Source organism: Mesorhizobium loti (assembly GCF_003148495.1).
GTDB classification, from domain to species: domain Bacteria; phylum Pseudomonadota; class Alphaproteobacteria; order Rhizobiales; family Rhizobiaceae; genus Mesorhizobium; species Mesorhizobium loti.
This window is the reverse complement of record NZ_QGGH01000018.1, coordinates 77,480-92,604: the sequence shown is the minus strand read 5'-3', so window position 1 is coordinate 92,604 and position 15,125 is coordinate 77,480. Positions and strand designations below refer to the sequence as shown.

The following is a 15,125-nucleotide window of genomic DNA, read 5'->3' as shown; positions in this document are numbered from 1 at the left end:
GCGGCTGCCGAGGACGTAAAGACCCTGAAGAGCTGTCATGATTACCCGGCTAAGGGATGAATGAAATGCTGGTGCCACAGCTGACGCATGTTCCACTCGCTGAGCGCCAGGCCATGCGCGACGGGCCACGCGACAGCGCTACCCATCTGCGCCTAGCTGCCGCCACGCCGGCACTTGGCCAGATCGAAATCGGCGGCAAGACTTCACGCGAAAGCGGCGGCGAAACGCTCACCGTCGTGGCCTGGAACGTCGAACGGCTGCGCCATGGCGATGCTATCGCGGCCACGCTTGCCGGCCAGGCTCCCGATGTCGTGCTGCTGTCCGAGGTTGACGAAGGCATGGTGCGCTCAGGCAACGGCCATCCTTTGCGTGTTCTTGCCGACCGGCTCGGCCATGCCTTCGCCTATGGTGTCGAATTCGTCGAGCTCGGCGGCGGCAACGAGGCTGAGCAGGCCGCAACCGGCACGGCCCAGAATACAGAAGGCTTCCATGGCAATGCCGTGACCAGCGCGATCCCACTACTTCGCCCTTTCCTGGTCCGCATCGAGGCGGCTGGCGGCTGGTTCCGGCCGGAACGCGGCCAGCCGCGCATCGGCGGACGCATGGCCATCGGTGGCCAGGTGCGGATCGGTGACCGCAGGGTGACGGTGGTCTCGGTTCATCTTGAAAACCGGACAGATCCCGCCGGCCGTGCCATCCAGACCAGCCATCTCCTCGATGCCATCGACAAATACGATTCGCAGGCGCCGGTCTTGCTTGGCGGCGACTTCAATACGCTGACGTCAACCCATGAGGAGCGCAATGACGATCCCGACGCCTGGGCGGCGCGCATCGCGGCAGAGCCGGACCGGCTGATCGATGTCGAACGCCATGAACCACTGTTCGCGGTCCTCGCCGGGCGCGGTTACGACTGGAAGCCCGCCAACAAGCTCGACCTGCCCACGCAGCGACGCGAGGCCGGCGATCCCACCCCGATCGGCCACATCGACTGGTTCTTCACGCGCGGCCTTGTCGCAACGGCTCCTGCCGTTCTTCCGGCTGTGCTGGCGGACGGCAGGCCGAGCTCCGATCACGAGGCACTTGTCGTGACGGTCCGCATCGCCTGACGAGCGCGGGCGGCCGGCTTCCACCAGAAGAAATCAAACACCCCTGCTCCGGAAAAACACGCCTTCGCGCCCGCGCCCGCGCTCGGTCTGAACAGGGCCTGATCGCCCAAAGGGTATAGCGGCTTTGGGACAACGACGCCCTTTTAGAGGCTTTCGGGCTTGAGTGCGGTCTCGACCAGTCGTCTGGCATCCGGCCCCGACCATTCGGCCGGGCCATTCATATGGGCGATCAGGCAGCCTTCACCGTCGATCAGCATGGTGACGGGAAGGCCGAGCGCCAAGCCGCGCGTCTTGAGGTCGTTGAACAGCCCCATCGTCGAATCCCTGAAATAGCCGAGCGTCTTGACGCCGGTATCGCTGAGGAACTTCTTCGGCTTCGTATCGTCACCGGCATCGACATTGACGGCGACCACCTGAAAGGCATCGCTGCCCTTTTCCTTCTGCAGTGCATCGAGCGCCGGCATTTCGGCTCGGCACGGCGCGCACCATGTCGCCCACAGGTTGAGCAGCACCGTCTTGCCGGCATGATCGGCAAGCGTCATCGGCTTGCCGTCCGGGCCATTGAAGGCGAGGCTCTTCAAGGATTGCGGCGGATCGGCCGGCAAAAGCGCGGCGACCTCCCCGGTGGCGGAGGCCGCGACCTTCTTGGCGCGGTCGCTCTTGGCCGCGCAGGCAACGTCGTCCTTGCTCTCGCCGACGGCCGCTTGTGCCGGTGCATTGTTGCCAGACCGGCTCTCGCTGACATATACCGCGACCGCGCCGGCCAGCGCGCCTGCCACCAAGGCGGCGAAGATCAGGCGCGGGGCCGGGAAGAATCTATTACCGTCTGCCATTTTCTCAAAACTGCTCCGAAGCACGGGTTATAGCCATGAGCGACAAGAAGACCAGCAACCAGATGTGGGGCGGACGTTTTGCCTCGGGTCCGGCCGCGATCATGGAAGCCATCAACGCGTCGATCTCGTTCGACCGTAAACTCTATGCCCAGGACATCAAAGGCTCGATCGCCCATAGCGAGATGCTGGCGCAAACGGGCATTATTTCGGCAGCCGATCAAGAAAAAATCGCTCACGGGCTGAACACGATCCTGAAAGAGATCGAGGCCGGCACCTTCGAGTTCTCGACCCGGCTCGAAGACATCCACATGAACATCGAGGCACGCCTTGCCGATCTGATCGGCCCGGCCGCCGGCCGGCTGCACACCGCCCGCTCGCGCAACGACCAGGTGGCGGTCGATTTGAGGCTGTGGGTCAAGGACGAGTGCTTTCGCGTCGCCGAGGCGCTGAAAGGGTTGATCAAAGCGCTGCTGGAGCGGGCCGAGGAGCATGCGGCAACGGTGATGCCGGGCTTTACCCATATGCAGGCGGCACAACCGGTGACCTTCGGCCATCACTGCATGGCCTATGTCGAAATGTTTTCGCGTGACCTGTCGCGTGTGCGCGATGCGATCGAACGGATGGACGAAAGCCCGCTCGGTGCCGCAGCGCTCGCCGGCACCAGTTTCCCGATCGACCGTCACCAGACCGCCAAGGCGCTCGGCTTCCGCGAGCCGATGCGCAATTCGCTCGACAGCGTTTCGGACCGCGATTTCGCTCTCGAATTCCTCGCTCTTGCCGCGATCTGCGCCACGCATTTGTCGCGGCTGGCCGAGGAGATCATCATCTGGTCGACGCCGCAATTCGGCTTCGTCAGGCTGTCGGACTCGTTTTCCACCGGCTCCTCGATCATGCCGCAAAAGAAGAACCCTGACGCCGCCGAACTGGTGCGCGGCAAGACCGGCCGCGTCACCGGCCATCTGGTCGGCCTGCTGACGGTGATGAAGGGCATGCCTTTGACCTATGGCAAGGACATGCAGGAAGACAAGGAATCGGCGTTCGATGCCGCCGAGACGCTCGACCTGATGCTGGCCGCGATGACCGGCATGGTCTCGGACATGACGATCAACGCAGCCGCGATGAAGAAGGCCGCCGGCTCCGGCCACGCGACAGCGACCGACCTCGCCGACTGGCTGGTGCGCACGCTCGGCCTGCCGTTCCGCGAGGCGCATCATGTCACCGGCCGGGCGGTGGCACTGGCCGAAGACAAGAAGGTGGGGCTGGAGAAGCTTTCGCTGGAGGATTTGCAGTCGATCAATCCCGGCATCACGGCGGACATATTTTCGGTGCTGGCGGTGCAGAACTCGGTCAAGAGCCGCACCAGTTTCGGCGGCACCGCGCCGTCGGAAGTGAGGAAGCAGATCCGAGCCTGGAAAAAGCGACTGGCGAAAGCGTGATGCCAGATATTGCGACCAGCAATATCCGGGGTGCAATACGCTGAGAACTCGGCTAAAAGCGGCGGCTGGCAAACGTTTCGGACGGATGGATCGATGACCGGAAGCAGGATTTTGGTGACGCTGACGCTGCTGGTTGCGATCGCGGCCGTTTCGGCCTGCGGTAGGAGGGGCGGTCTCGACACGCCCTATGAGGCAGCCGTGCAAGCGCGCAAGGACGCCTCGAAGGCTCACCAGCCTGTGCCGCCGGAGCCGGAAAAACCGGTCGTGGACAAGAAATTCATCCTCGACCCGCTGATCTAGAGCCGATGACACCGGGGTTGGTCTTTCCAAACCCGGTCTCATCGTGCCCCAATTTTCCGGAACCACTCGAGTGAACCATTTCGACTACCGCGACGGCGTGCTCCATGCCGAGGACGTGGCGATCCCCGATATCGCTACACAGGTCGGCACGCCGTTCTACTGCTATTCGACGGCCACCTTGACCAGACACTACCGGGTGTTCGCGCAAGCCTTTGCCGGGCTCGACGCGCTGGTCTGCTACGCCATGAAGGCCAATTCCAACCAGGCCGTTCTGCGCACGCTGGCGAAGCTCGGCGCCGGCGCCGATGTGGTTTCGGAAGGTGAATTGCGCCGGGCGCTGGCCGCCGGCATCCCAGCCGGCAAGATCCTGTTTTCGGGCGTCGGCAAGACCGCGCGTGAAATGGACTTTGCCCTTGCCGCCGGCATCCTCTGCTTCAACGTTGAATCCGAGCCTGAACTCGAACTGCTGTCGGCGCGAGCCGCCGCACTTGGCAAGGTGGCGTCGATCTCGCTACGTATCAATCCCGATGTCGACGCCAGGACCCACAAGAAGATCTCCACTGGCAAGGCCGAGAACAAGTTCGGCATCCCGTGGCAGAAGGCCCGCCAGGTCTATGCCCGCGCGGCAAAGCTTCCCGGTATCAAGATCACCGGCATCGACACCCATATCGGCAGCCAGATCACCGAACTGCAGCCTTTCGACGACGCCTTCGCTCTGCTTGTCGATCTGGTCGGCGCGCTGCGCACCGACGGCCATGCCATCGAGCATATCGACCTCGGCGGCGGCCTCGGCATCCCTTATCGCGTCGACAACAACCCGCCGCCGCTGCCCGATGCCTATGCCCAGATCGTCAGGAGGCATGTCACCAAGCTCGGGTTGAAGGTGATGTTCGAGCCGGGCCGGCTGATCGTGGGCAATGCCGGCATCCTCGTCTCGGAAGTGATCTTCGTAAAGGAAGGCGACGCCAAGAACTTCCTCGTCGTCGACGCCGCCATGAACGATCTGATCCGGCCGACGCTCTACGATGCTTTCCATGACATCCGCCCGGTCGTGCAGCCGCCGGCGGACACGCCGCGCATGATGGTCGATGTGGTCGGCCCGGTCTGCGAGACCGGCGATTACATCGGCCTCGATCGCGATCTGCCCAGGCTGAAGGCCGGTGACCTAATTGCCGTCTCCACCGCCGGCGCCTATGGCGCGGTGCAGGCCGGCACTTACAACACCCGCTTGCTGGTGCCGGAGGTGCTGGTCGACGGCGACCGGTTCCACGTCGTGCGTCCGCGCCTGACCTATGACGACCTGATCGGGCTTGATTCCGTGCCCGACTGGCTTGCATAGAAGCTGCCCGGCCTGGATGCCGGCCGGAAGCGCTATAGCCGGTTCTGCACGAGCGCCCTGATGTCGGCGATCCTGTCCTCGTCGCGACGGTAGAACGTCCATTGCTTGATGCGCCTGACGCGCAGCAGGCCGGCTTGGGTGAGCACGCGCATATGCTCACTCAGCGTCGCCTGGGTGATGCCGAGCTTTTCGGCGATCAGCAGCGCGCAAACGCCGTCCTCGACCAGATCGCCATCCGCTTGGGCAGGGAAATGCGCGCGCGGATCCTTTAGCCAGTCGAGGATCTGCAGCCTGCGTTCGTTGGCAATCGCCTTGAAGACATCAACCTCTTGCATTTAGCCATTTTGCCAAGTTACTAATTGCTGTCAATCCCGAGGAGATCACACATGTCGCAGGGCAACACCGTCACACGCGAGCGCATTGCCGCGATGGAACCGCGCATCCGCCCCTATATCAGGCACACGCCGGTGCTGCGTGTCGACATGGCCGACTTCGACCGCACGCCGCTGACGGTCGACCTGAAGCTCGAATGCCTGCAGCATTCCGGTTCGTTCAAGGCGCGCGGCGCCTTCACCAACCTGCTGGAGCGTCCGGTCCCCGAAGCCGGCGTCGTCGCCGCATCGGGCGGCAACCATGGTGCGGCCGTCGCCTATGCCGCCATGCGGCTTGGCCACAAGGCGACCATCTTCGTTCCCGAAGTGAGTCCGGCAGCCAAGCTGGAGCGGATCCGCAGCTACGGCGCCGAGCTGATCGTCGGCGGCGCCCGCTACGCCGAGGCGCTGGCCGCCAGCGAACGTTTCGCCGAGCAGACCGGCGCCCTCCAGATCCATGCTTTCAACCAGGAGGAAACGCTGGTCGGCCAAGGCACGCTCGGGCTCGAAATCGAGAGCGATTTGCCTGGGATCGACACGCTGCTGGTCGCCGTCGGCGGCGGCGGCCTGATCGGCGGCATCGCCGCCTGGTTTGCCGGCCGCATCCGCATCATCGCCGTCGAGCCGGAGGGGGCGCCGACGCTTCACCGTGCCTTTGAGGCCGGACACCCCGTCGACGCGCCGGCCGAGGGCATCGCCGCTGATTCGCTGGCGCCAAAGCGCGTCGGCGAAATGATGTTCCCGATCGCCGAGGCCTTTGTCGAACGCTCGATCCTGGTCAGCGACGACGACATCATCGCCGCGCAGAAGGCGCTGTGGAACCGGGTCCGCATCATCTCCGAGCCAGGTGGCGCCGCGGCCTTTGCCGCCGTCCTGTCCGGCCGTTATACGCCGGCGCCGGGCGAACGCGTCGCCGTGCTGGTCTGCGGGGCGAATGCCAACCCGGCGACCTTCTGACTGCAACTATAGCGATGGGCTTCACGTTTTTTGAAAGCGCCTCGCCTTTGCCGTGTTTGCTGGTATTCTTCGAGTCGTGAGGCTTGGGCTATCCTGCCCGCCCCACAGCATGATTCCGAAAAGTGGAATCCGGTTTTCGGAACAGATCATGCTCAAGGAGATAGAGCCCCATCCCGGTTCTTTCGGGATGGAATAGGCTCTAGGAAGGGCCGATGACGCAACGACCCACCTTCAGCAGCGATCGCGGCCTGGCCGGGCGCCTTGCCTTGAGCCGGCTGGCGACGCGGGTCTCGATGATGGTCGAGCGCGGCTGGCCGTTGCTGCTTCCGCTCGTCATCGTCGCCAGCCTGTTCCTCAGCATCTCTTGGCTCGGCATCTTCTCCCGGGTGCCGGATATGGCGCGCATCGGCCTCGTCGCCGCCTTTGCCATCGCGGCATTGGCCGCGCTCTATCCGCTGCGCTTCTTCCGCCTGCCGGGCGCTGCCGAAATCGACCGCCGGATCGAGGCGGCCAATCAACTGTTGCACAGCCCGGTGCTGGTGCAGACCGACCGGCCAAGCGGCCGGGAAAGCAGCTTTTCGCAGGCGCTGTGGCGCGAACACCAGAAGCGCATGGCCGGAAAGCTCGACAGCCTCGGCGCCGACCTGCCGCGTACACGCGTGCCGGAACACGACCCCTGGGGGCTGCGCGCGGTGGCGGCACTTTTGCTCGTTACCGCCTTTGCCTTCTCCTTCGGGCCAACAGGCGGCAGGATCAGCGACGGGTTCAATGCCCATGGGGCGCATGATGCCGTGCCGCCGCGCATCGACGCCTGGGTGACGCCACCGGCCTACACCGGCAAGCCGCCGATCTTCCTGACCGCCGACGCCAACCAGGCGACGCCGACCTTCACCATTCCGGAAGGCAGCGACGTCTCGCTGCGTGTGACCGGCGGCTCGGGCGAAGAAACCCTTGCCTATGCCGACAAGCAGGGCAATTCCCGCGCCATCGACCCGGCCGGCCCCCAGGCCGCCGCCGCCAAGCCGGCGCCAACGCCGGCGACACCATCCAAAGTGCGCCAGTTCACCGGCAAGCTGACCGGTGACGGCACGCTGACGCTGACGTCGGGCGAGGACCAGCTAGGGCGCTGGGCCTTCGCGGTCATATCCGACAAGCCGCCACAGATCCGCTTCGTCGGTGAGCCGAAGCGCGCCGCCAACGGCGCCTTCGAACTCAACTACCAGATCGACGACGATTATGGCGCCGCCACCGCCAAGGCGGTGTTCGCGCTCGCCGATCCGCAGGCGCCCAATGCACACCCGCTCTATGGTCCGCCTGAAATGCCGCTGTCGCTGCCGCGTCGTGGTGGAAAGTCGAACGCCGCCAGGACCTCGAAGGACCTGACCGAACATGTCTGGGCCGGCAGCAGCATCAAGCTGACGCTGGTTGCCACCGACGATGCCGGGCACACTGCATCGAGTGAGACCAAGACGCTGCTGATGCCGGAGCGGCCATTCGCCAATCCGCTGGCGCGCGCGGTGATCGAGCAGCGCCGCCTGCTGGCGCTCGACGCCAACGCCAAGCCCCGCGTGCTCGACCTGATGGACGCCATCACGCTGCGACCGGAAGACACGTTCGACAACATGTCCCACTACCTCGCCATCGTGAGCGCCCGCAGCCGGCTGAAGATGGCCGACAGCGACGATCAGTTGCGCAGCGAGGTCTCCTATCTCTGGGAAATCGCGCTTGGCATCGAGGAAGGCAATCTCTCGGCCGCGGAAAAGCGGCTGCGCCAGGCGCAGCAGGCGCTGCAGGACGCCATCAAGAATGGCGCCAGCGACGCTGAAATCGAAAAGGCGATGAAGGAACTGCGCGAGGCGATGAACCAGTTCCTGCAGGAATTCGCGGAACGCGCCAAGCAGAATCCCAGCGCACCGCAGATGCAGCAGAACGGCCAGGAACTGCGCCAGAGCGACATCGACCGCATGATGGACCAGATCGAGAATCTGGCGAAGTCGGGCGACCGCGACAAGGCCCAGCAATTGCTGTCGCAACTGCAGGACATGATGAACAATCTGCAGGCCGGCCGTCAGCAGCAAGGCGGCCAACAGGACAGCGAGATGCGCCAGCAGATGGACAAGCTGGGCGAGATCCTGCGGCGCCAGCAGGAGATGATGAACGACACCTTCCGCATGGACCAGATGCAGCGCGGTGAGCGCCAGCGCGGACAGAACCGCGACGAGCAGCTCGGCGAAGGCGGCGGCCAGGATGGGGACAAGCCAGGGGTCGGCGAGGACCGCGATCCGCTCGCCCGGCAAAAGCCGATGACGCCGCAAGAATTCGCCGACGCGCTGAAACAGCTGCAGCAAGGCCAGGGCCAGCTGAAAAGCGACCTCGAGCAGCTGAAGAAGGGTCTCGAAGGCATGGGCATGGAGCCCAATGAAGGATTTGGCGAGGCCGGCAAGTCCATGGGCAATGCCGAACAGGCCCTCGGAGAGGGCCAAGGCGACGAGGCCGTCGGCCATCAGGGCCGGGCGCTGGAAGCGCTGCGCAAAGGCGCCAAGGACATGATGAAGCAGATGCAGGCCATGCAGGGCGACCAGGGCGGCAGCGAGGAAGGCGGCCGTCAGCAGAACGCCGATCGTGATCCGCTCGGCCGGCCGCGCGCCAGCCAGGGTCCCGATTTCGGCGATTCGGTGAAGGTACCCGACGAGATCGACGTGCAGCGCGCCCGTCAGATTCTGGAAGCAATCCGCAAGCGGCTCGGCAATGCGCTCAGCCCCGATATCGAACGCAGCTATCTCGAACGGCTGCTCGAGCTGAAGTAAGGATTGCCCGCCTCCCACCCCGCCCGAAAACCCTCTTCAACGGTTGCACCACCATGCCTAGACTTGGCGCCGTCACGCCCATCCTGCGCATCTTCGACATTGCCAAGGCGCGTGAATTCTATGTCGGCTTCCTCGGCTTCGAGGTGCAGTGGGAGCATCGCTTCGACGACAACGCGCCGCTTTACATGGCGATCGGCCGCGATGGCTGCGTCCTGCATCTCAGCGAACATCACGGCGACGGTGCACCCGGCATTGCCGTGCGCATCAAGGTCGAGGACATCGCCGCGCTGCATGGCGAACTGATCGGCAAGAAATACCGGTTCGCCAAGCCGGGCCTGGAAGAGACGCCGTGGAAGACCCGCGAGGTATCGGTCGCCGATCCATTCGGCAACCGCCTGCATTTCTATGAAGATGCCGCCGGCTGAGTGAGCCTGTTGACGAACGCTTCGCGGATTGCCTCCTGCATACCGTCGATCGCCTCGCCTGACGCATTCGGGTTGCGGTGCATCACCACATTCGAGGAATCGATGGCGCCGAACCCGTCCGCGGTCGTCAGTTCACGGCAGCCGTCGGGAATGTTGCTGCGTGAAATCGGCGCGATCGCCAGTCCGGAGGTGACGGCGAGCTTGAGGCCGCCGGTGGTGTCGCTGGTATAGGCGACACGATAGGCAAGATCGCGTTGCTCCAGCGATTTGATGGCGAAGTCCTTGCACCAGCCGGCCCGGTTGTAGAGTGCGATCGGCACCGGCTGTTCGTCATGCATATGGTGCAGGGTCGACGTTACCCACACGGTCGGATCGTGCATCAGCACTTCGCCGCCGGCAGGATCCTGCCATTCAAACACCACGCACAGATCGAGTTCGCCGGCGGCAAGCGCGGCTATCTGTGCCCCCGAATGCGCATAGCGCACGGTGACCTCCACCTGTGTATGGCGCTTCGAAAAGGCACCGAGCGCGCGCGACAGGATGGCGTGGCCATACTCTTCGGGAATGCCGATGCGCACCGGCCCGCCGAGCGGCGGCGCCGCCATCGACGCCGACGTCTCGTCGAGCAGCGAGACAATGCGGCGGGCGTTGACGATGAGTTCGCCGCCGCGCCGCGTCAGCGCGACGCCGCGCGAACCGCGCTCGAACAGACTGTCGCCAATCAGCTCTTCGAGCTTCTTCATCTGCATCGACACCGCCGACTGGGTGCGGCCGGCCTGCTCCGCCGCCTTGGTGAAATTGCCGGTCTCGGCAATCGCCACGAAGGTGCGCAGGAGGTCGCTGTCGAGGGTCGGTCGCATGAAATCCGCCATAAGGAAATTTGATCGCTGGTATCATTCCAATTCGTTTGCAACATGTCAAACGCAGGATGATAGTGGCCACACCCATTGGATATGCGACTGCGAAATCAGCCGCGGACCAATCAAGAGTCCTCACTCGTGCCCGCTGCCCGAAACGGTGGCGGGTTCTTTTTAGCTTGCAGCAAGCGTGCTTGCGGTCGCGGTACTGGAGCCTGGAACCCTCATGCAGAACCGGATGGTGCGCGGCATCCTGAGCCTGTGTCTGGGCGTGCTGGTCTTCTCGCTGCAGGATCCGCTCGTCAAAGCCGTGTCGAGCGGTTATCCGGTGACCGAGGTGATGGCGATCCGCTCGATCGTCGCTCTGCCGATCCTGATCTTTCTGGTCCATGCCGATGTCGGCTTGCGGGCGATCCTGTCGAGGCGATTCGGCATGCTTACTGTGCGCGCCTTCATCCAGTTCACCTCCTATACGGTGTACTATCTGGCCATCGCTGCCTTGCCGCTGGCCGATGCGGTGGCGCTCTACTTCATGGCGCCGCTGTTCATCATGGCGCTGGCCGGGCCGTATCTTGGCGAGCGCGTCTCCTGGCGGACGCTGGCGACCGTGCTGATCGGGCTGTTCGGCGTCCTCGTGATGCTGCGCCCGGGCGCCGGGCTGTTCGACTGGGCGGCGCTGCTGTCACTGGGCTCGGCGGCGCTCTATGGTTTTTCGCAGTTGATGGCCCGCAAGATCGGCGATACCGAATCGTCCACCGTCATGGCCTTCTATCAGAACGGCGCCTATCTGGTTGGCGCCGCCGTGGTGGCCGGCGCGTTTCACCTTGCTGGCATAACTCACGCCGTCCACCCGAGCCTGGAATTCCTGGTGCGGCCCTGGCTGTGGCCGACGCTGCCCGATTTTCTCAAGATGGCGGCCTGCGGTTTCGTCGCTTCGGCAGGTATGATCTTGCTGTCGCAGGCCTACCGGATGGCGCCGGCCAACCGCGTTGCCACTTTCGAATACACCGGCATCCTGTGGTCGCCGCTGTGGGGTTTCCTGTTCTTCGCCGAAGTACCACGGTCGACAACCGTGATCGGTGCTGCCTTGATCATCGGCGCCGGCCTGATGGCGCTCAACACCGAACGGCGCAAGAGCGCTGCACCCGTGCTCACTGCTGCCGATCCAGCCTGATCAGGCGAAGCAGATCAGCGCCCGTTCGACGCGCGAGCGGATTTCGGCCAGCGTAAAAGGCTTCTGCACGACATCGAGGATAATGCCGTTCAATTCCTCGGCACGCTCGCGCTGGTCGGCATAGCCGGTCATCAGCATGATCTTCATCGATGGGAAGAGCGCTGCCGCCGCGATCGCCATCTCGATGCCGTCCATCTCCGGCATGCGGATGTCGGAGACGACAAGATCGTAGCCGCCACGCGCGGCCTGGATCAGCGAAAGCCCTTGCGCGCCGTCCGCCGCGATATCGATTGTGTGCCCGGCGCGTTCAAGCGCGCGGGCTGCCAGGGTGCGGACGGACTCATCGTCCTCGACGATCAGAAGCTTTGCCATGGCCGGCATATTTGGCGCTGAAAAGTTGACTTTTCCTGAAAGCGCGCAGCATCGCCAAGCATTTTTGATGTCGCTCACACGTCCCCTTTGACGACGCCGACAAACGGCAACTCGCGAAAAGCGTGGGCAACGTCCATGCCGTAGCCGACGACGAAATAGTCGGGGCAGTCGAAGCCGACATAGTCGGCATTGAGCGCGGTCTGGCGGCGCATGCGCTTGTCGAGCAGCACCGCGATGGAACAGCTCTTGGCGCCCCGCGACAGCATCAGGTCGCGGGTGAAGCTCAGCGTCTTGCCCGATTCGAGAATGTCGTCGATCAACAGCACGTCACGGCCGGCGACCTCATTGTCGATGTCGCGCAGCACCCTCACCTCGCCGCTGGTGGTGCCGGCGCCGTAGCTGGAGATGAAGATGAATTCGACCTCGGGCGACAGGCCGACATCGTGCATGGCGCGGATGAGATCGGCGGCGAAGATGAACGAGCCCTTCAGCACCGAGATCACCAGCAAATCGTGATAATCGTGGCCGGCGATCTCCTTGGCAAGCTCGAGATTGCGCCGCGCGATCGCCGATGCCGAAAACAGGACTTCGATGTCCTTGCCGCGTACGATGGGCATTGGTGGTCTTTCCCCGGTGATCGCCTATTGGGCGAAAGTGACCAAAACGGTCCTTACGCCGTTCTTAGGCACGTCGAGCCGGCTGGCAAAGCCGAATCTTTCGCCGGACGCCAGCGCGCGGCCGGATGTCCCCAACGTATAGCGGGTTGTGCGCCCGTCATTGCCGGTCACCCGGATTTCGAGCGGCGGCAACTGCGCCGGTTTGGCACCATCATTGACGGCCTCGCCATCGACGAACAGCGCGGGGTTCGGCCCGGAGGCGTCGACGCGTGACGTGACGCCCGAAATGCTGAGCGCCGAGGCCTGCGCACCCGACAGGAACGGCGCCTGGCGCACCAGCGCGTGCCCGCCGGAAACCCAGAAGGCGGCCAGCGCGGCGCCGATGCCGGCGATCCAGAAGATCGGCCCGCCGCGCGAGGCCGGCGGCCGTTCCGCCGGGGCCTCGGGCTTGCGCAGCATGTCCATGCCCTCGATGGGCGGTGTGACGATCGCGCGCGGCAGCGGTGAAACGCTTTCCACGGCAGGGACAAGACGTGGCATCACCACGTAGTCGGCATCGACGATGTCGGCAGCCGAACCACGCATGAACCGGTCCGTAGCGGCAATTGCCGCCGGATCGGTCATGATTTCGCCGGAAACCGGGCGCGCGGTTCGATCGTCAGGCATCATGGCCCCAGCATTGCAGCACGTGTTCGCTTTTCGTTTCTTTTGCGTAAACACAAATGGTTAACGCTTCCCCACCGGAGCCCTCGTGACGAGCCGAAAGAGCCTAGGAATTAACCGCCGGTTAACCATGCCAGCCGATGGTCTTTACCCAGAACAGGCCGGCTCGCTGCCGCGCCGAATTTCAGGTCGCCGAAATTGATTCGTTTCGAAAATGTCGGCCTCCGCTATGGCATGGGTCCGGAAATCCTCCGCGACATCTCCCTGCACATTCCGGAGCGCTCCTTCCAGTTCCTCAGCGGGCCTTCGGGCGCCGGCAAGACGACGTTGCTGCGTCTGCTGTTCATGTCGCTGAAGCCGACGCGCGGGCTGATCACCATATTCGGCAAGGATCGCTCGCGCATCTCGCGCACCGAGCTGCCGCATCTGCGCCGCCGCATCGGCGTCGTGTTCCAGGATTTTCGCCTGCTCGACCACATGACCACTTACGAGAACGTCGCGCTGCCGCTGCGCGTGCGCGGGCGCGAGGAAGCGAGCTACCGCACCGATGTCACCGAACTGTTGAAATGGGTCGGGCTGGGCGAGCGGATGCATGTGCTGCCGCCGGTTCTGTCCGGCGGCGAGAAGCAGCGCGCGGCGATCGCGCGTGCGCTGATCGAGCAGCCGGAAATCCTGCTGGCCGACGAGCCGACCGGCAATGTCGATCCGCCGCTGGCGCGACGCCTGCTGCGGCTGTTCATCGAGCTCAACCGTCTGGGCACCGCGGTGGTGATCGCCACCCATGACCTCGGACTGATGGAACAGGTCGACGCGCGCCGCATGATCCTGGCCGGCGGAAGGCTGGACATCTATGACTGAGCTGTCCGCCGACCATCTTGTGGAACGAGAGCAGGACGCCGAGGCGACCGAGGCAAAGCCGCGCGCCCAGCGCAGGATGGCGCCGATCGTGCCGGCGCAGAACATTGCCGGCCGGGCGCTGGTGCTGGTCATCGCCATCATGACCTTCCTGTCTTGCCTGACCTTCGGCGCGGTGACGCTGGTGCGCGACACCGCGTCTGTCTGGGAGAACCAGATCTCGCGCGAGGCGACGATCCAGGTCAAGCCGGTCGACGGCCTAGACATGGAGGCAGCCCTTGCCCAGGCCTCGCAGATCGCCGGCGAATTTCCCGGCGTCAAAGCAACCAAGATCATCGATCGCGAGGCGACCGCGAGGCTGCTGGAGCCATGGCTGGGTTCAGGCCTCAACATCGACGAGCTGCCGGTGCCGCGCCTGATCATCGTCACCATCGATGAGAACAGCCCGCCCGATTTCGCCGCCATGCGCGCCGCGATCACACCGAGACTGCCGAGCGCATCGCTCGACGATCACCGCACCTGGGTCGACCGGCTGGTCGCCATGGCCCGCACCACGGTGACCATCGGCATCGCCGTGCTGGCGCTGATGCTGTCGGCGACGGTGTTGACCGTGGTGTTCGCCACACGCGGCGCCATGGCCGGTAACGGCCACATCATCGAGGTGCTGCATTTCGTCGGCGCCGAGGCACAATTCATCGCACGCGAATTCCGCCGTCATTTCCTGGTCACCGGCATGAAGGGCGCGGCGGCCGGCGGGGCGGCGGCAGTGCTCGTCTTCATCGTCTTTTCCTGGTGGTCGTCGCGCAACATGGCGACACCGCAGGCCGACCAGGCAACCGCCCTATTCGGCAATTTCGCCATCGGTTCGGCAGGCTATCTCGGTGTCGTCTTGATGGTGCTGGTGATCGGCGGGCTCACGGCTGCGACGTCCCACGCCACCGTCGTTGCCTATCTCAGCGACATCGATGTCCGCCAACCGGATGCAGGGTGATCCATGTCGCCCAGAAGTGGGA

At 64.4% G+C, this 15,125-nt stretch carries 16 protein-coding genes; 10 read left to right on the top strand and 6 right to left on the bottom strand.

Annotated features, from left to right (window positions below; translation table 11 throughout):
• The first annotated feature begins 65 nt into the window (after positions 1–65).
• Positions 66–1,106: an endonuclease/exonuclease/phosphatase family protein gene (locus C8D77_RS33245; protein WP_109671665.1), complete on the top strand. Its 1,041-nt coding sequence runs from the start codon at positions 66–68 to the stop codon at positions 1,104–1,106.
• 143 nt (positions 1,107–1,249) lie between these two features.
• Here the strand turns inward: C8D77_RS33245 and tlpA are convergent, their stop codons facing one another.
• On the bottom strand, positions 1,250–1,939 hold the full coding sequence (gene tlpA, locus C8D77_RS33240; protein WP_109671644.1) for a thiol:disulfide interchange protein TlpA: 690 nt from the start codon (positions 1,937–1,939) through the stop codon (positions 1,250–1,252).
• Between the two features lie 35 nt (positions 1,940–1,974).
• Between tlpA and argH the strand changes: the two genes are divergently transcribed.
• The 3 genes from argH (at position 1,975) to lysA (ending at position 5,014) form a co-directional block, all read left to right on the top strand.
• A complete protein-coding gene (gene argH / locus C8D77_RS33235) occupies positions 1,975–3,375 on the top strand; it encodes an argininosuccinate lyase (protein WP_109671643.1) in 1,401 nt (466 codons plus the stop codon).
• Between the two features lie 93 nt (positions 3,376–3,468).
• Positions 3,469–3,675 carry a lipoprotein gene (locus tag C8D77_RS33230; protein ID WP_056583600.1) on the top strand — a complete coding sequence of 69 codons (207 nt, stop codon included), beginning with the start codon at positions 3,469–3,471 and terminating at the stop codon, positions 3,673–3,675.
• A 70-nt stretch (positions 3,676–3,745) separates the two neighbouring features.
• Complete coding sequence (gene lysA / locus C8D77_RS33225) at positions 3,746–5,014, top strand: diaminopimelate decarboxylase (protein ID WP_109671642.1); 1,269 nt, start codon at positions 3,746–3,748, stop codon at positions 5,012–5,014.
• Between the two features lie 32 nt (positions 5,015–5,046).
• On the opposite strand, the gene C8D77_RS33220 is transcribed toward lysA, so the two are convergent.
• Positions 5,047–5,349, bottom strand: coding sequence for an ArsR/SmtB family transcription factor (locus C8D77_RS33220; protein ID WP_109671641.1), 303 nt, complete (start codon positions 5,347–5,349; stop codon positions 5,047–5,049).
• A gap of 51 nt (positions 5,350–5,400) precedes the next feature.
• Here C8D77_RS33220 and C8D77_RS33215 point away from each other — a divergent pair, with 51 nt between their 5' ends.
• From C8D77_RS33215 to C8D77_RS33205, 3 genes are all read left to right on the top strand, one after another.
• Entirely contained in the window at positions 5,401–6,342 is a 942-nt protein-coding gene (locus tag C8D77_RS33215) for a threonine/serine dehydratase (RefSeq protein WP_109671640.1), read from the top strand.
• Positions 6,343–6,554: 212 nt separating this feature from the next.
• Positions 6,555–9,149, top strand: a complete 2,595-nt coding sequence (locus tag C8D77_RS33210) for a TIGR02302 family protein (protein ID WP_109671639.1) — start codon at positions 6,555–6,557, stop codon at positions 9,147–9,149.
• Positions 9,150–9,202: 53 nt separating this feature from the next.
• Positions 9,203–9,574 (top strand): glyoxalase superfamily protein, encoded by a 372-nt coding sequence (locus C8D77_RS33205; protein ID WP_109671638.1) that lies wholly within the window; start codon positions 9,203–9,205, stop codon positions 9,572–9,574.
• Here C8D77_RS33205 and C8D77_RS33200 read toward each other — a convergent pair.
• Entirely contained in the window at positions 9,553–10,434 is an 882-nt protein-coding gene (locus C8D77_RS33200) for a LysR family transcriptional regulator (RefSeq protein ID WP_109671664.1), read from the bottom strand. The two genes, C8D77_RS33205 and C8D77_RS33200, sit on opposite strands and share 22 nt — an antisense overlap.
• Positions 10,435–10,657: 223 nt before the next feature.
• Here C8D77_RS33200 and C8D77_RS33195 point away from each other — a divergent pair, with 223 nt between their 5' ends.
• Entirely contained in the window at positions 10,658–11,605 is a 948-nt protein-coding gene (locus tag C8D77_RS33195) for a DMT family transporter (RefSeq protein WP_109671663.1), read from the top strand.
• On the opposite strand, the gene C8D77_RS33190 is transcribed toward C8D77_RS33195, so the two are convergent.
• The 3 genes from C8D77_RS33190 to C8D77_RS33180 form a co-directional block, all read right to left on the bottom strand.
• On the bottom strand, positions 11,606–11,977 hold the full coding sequence (locus tag C8D77_RS33190) for a response regulator (RefSeq protein ID WP_164548794.1): 372 nt from the start codon (positions 11,975–11,977) through the stop codon (positions 11,606–11,608). It abuts the gene before it with no gap.
• A gap of 74 nt (positions 11,978–12,051) precedes the next feature.
• On the bottom strand, positions 12,052–12,594 hold the full coding sequence (hpt, locus tag C8D77_RS33185) for a hypoxanthine phosphoribosyltransferase (protein ID WP_056583612.1): 543 nt from the start codon (positions 12,592–12,594) through the stop codon (positions 12,052–12,054).
• Positions 12,595–12,618: 24 nt separating this feature from the next.
• The gene (locus C8D77_RS33180) at positions 12,619–13,263 is read right to left on the bottom strand and encodes a hypothetical protein (RefSeq protein WP_109671637.1); all 645 of its coding nucleotides are present in this window, start codon (positions 13,261–13,263) and stop codon (positions 12,619–12,621) included.
• A gap of 192 nt (positions 13,264–13,455) precedes the next feature.
• On the opposite strand from C8D77_RS33180, the gene ftsE reads away from it, so the two are divergent.
• Positions 13,456–14,115 (top strand): cell division ATP-binding protein FtsE, encoded by a 660-nt coding sequence (gene ftsE, locus C8D77_RS33175; RefSeq protein WP_010911739.1) that lies wholly within the window; start codon positions 13,456–13,458, stop codon positions 14,113–14,115.
• The gene (locus tag C8D77_RS33170) at positions 14,108–15,103 is read left to right on the top strand and encodes a cell division protein FtsX (protein WP_109671636.1); all 996 of its coding nucleotides are present in this window, start codon (positions 14,108–14,110) and stop codon (positions 15,101–15,103) included. The genes ftsE and C8D77_RS33170 overlap by 8 nt, the downstream gene beginning before the upstream one ends.
• Positions 15,104–15,125 lie beyond the last annotated feature (22 nt).

Coding starts and splice junctions, on each gene's coding strand:
- C8D77_RS33245 (WP_109671665.1), top strand. CDS start 66: ATGCTGGTGCCACAGCTGACGCATGTTCCACTCGCTGAGCGCCAGGCC.
- tlpA (WP_109671644.1), bottom strand. CDS start 1,939: ATGGCAGACGGTAATAGATTCTTCCCGGCCCCGCGCCTGATCTTCGCC.
- argH (WP_109671643.1), top strand. CDS start 1,975: ATGAGCGACAAGAAGACCAGCAACCAGATGTGGGGCGGACGTTTTGCC.
- C8D77_RS33230 (WP_056583600.1), top strand. CDS start 3,469: ATGACCGGAAGCAGGATTTTGGTGACGCTGACGCTGCTGGTTGCGATC.
- C8D77_RS33220 (WP_109671641.1), bottom strand. CDS start 5,349: ATGCAAGAGGTTGATGTCTTCAAGGCGATTGCCAACGAACGCAGGCTG.
- C8D77_RS33215 (WP_109671640.1), top strand. CDS start 5,401: ATGTCGCAGGGCAACACCGTCACACGCGAGCGCATTGCCGCGATGGAA.
- C8D77_RS33210 (WP_109671639.1), top strand. CDS start 6,555: ATGACGCAACGACCCACCTTCAGCAGCGATCGCGGCCTGGCCGGGCGC.
- C8D77_RS33205 (WP_109671638.1), top strand. CDS start 9,203: ATGCCTAGACTTGGCGCCGTCACGCCCATCCTGCGCATCTTCGACATT.
- C8D77_RS33200 (WP_109671664.1), bottom strand. CDS start 10,434: ATGCGACCGACCCTCGACAGCGACCTCCTGCGCACCTTCGTGGCGATT.
- C8D77_RS33195 (WP_109671663.1), top strand. CDS start 10,658: ATGCAGAACCGGATGGTGCGCGGCATCCTGAGCCTGTGTCTGGGCGTG.
- C8D77_RS33190 (WP_164548794.1), bottom strand. CDS start 11,977: ATGGCAAAGCTTCTGATCGTCGAGGACGATGAGTCCGTCCGCACCCTG.
- hpt (WP_056583612.1), bottom strand. CDS start 12,594: ATGCCCATCGTACGCGGCAAGGACATCGAAGTCCTGTTTTCGGCATCG.
- C8D77_RS33180 (WP_109671637.1), bottom strand. CDS start 13,263: ATGATGCCTGACGATCGAACCGCGCGCCCGGTTTCCGGCGAAATCATG.
- C8D77_RS33170 (WP_109671636.1), top strand. CDS start 14,108: ATGACTGAGCTGTCCGCCGACCATCTTGTGGAACGAGAGCAGGACGCC.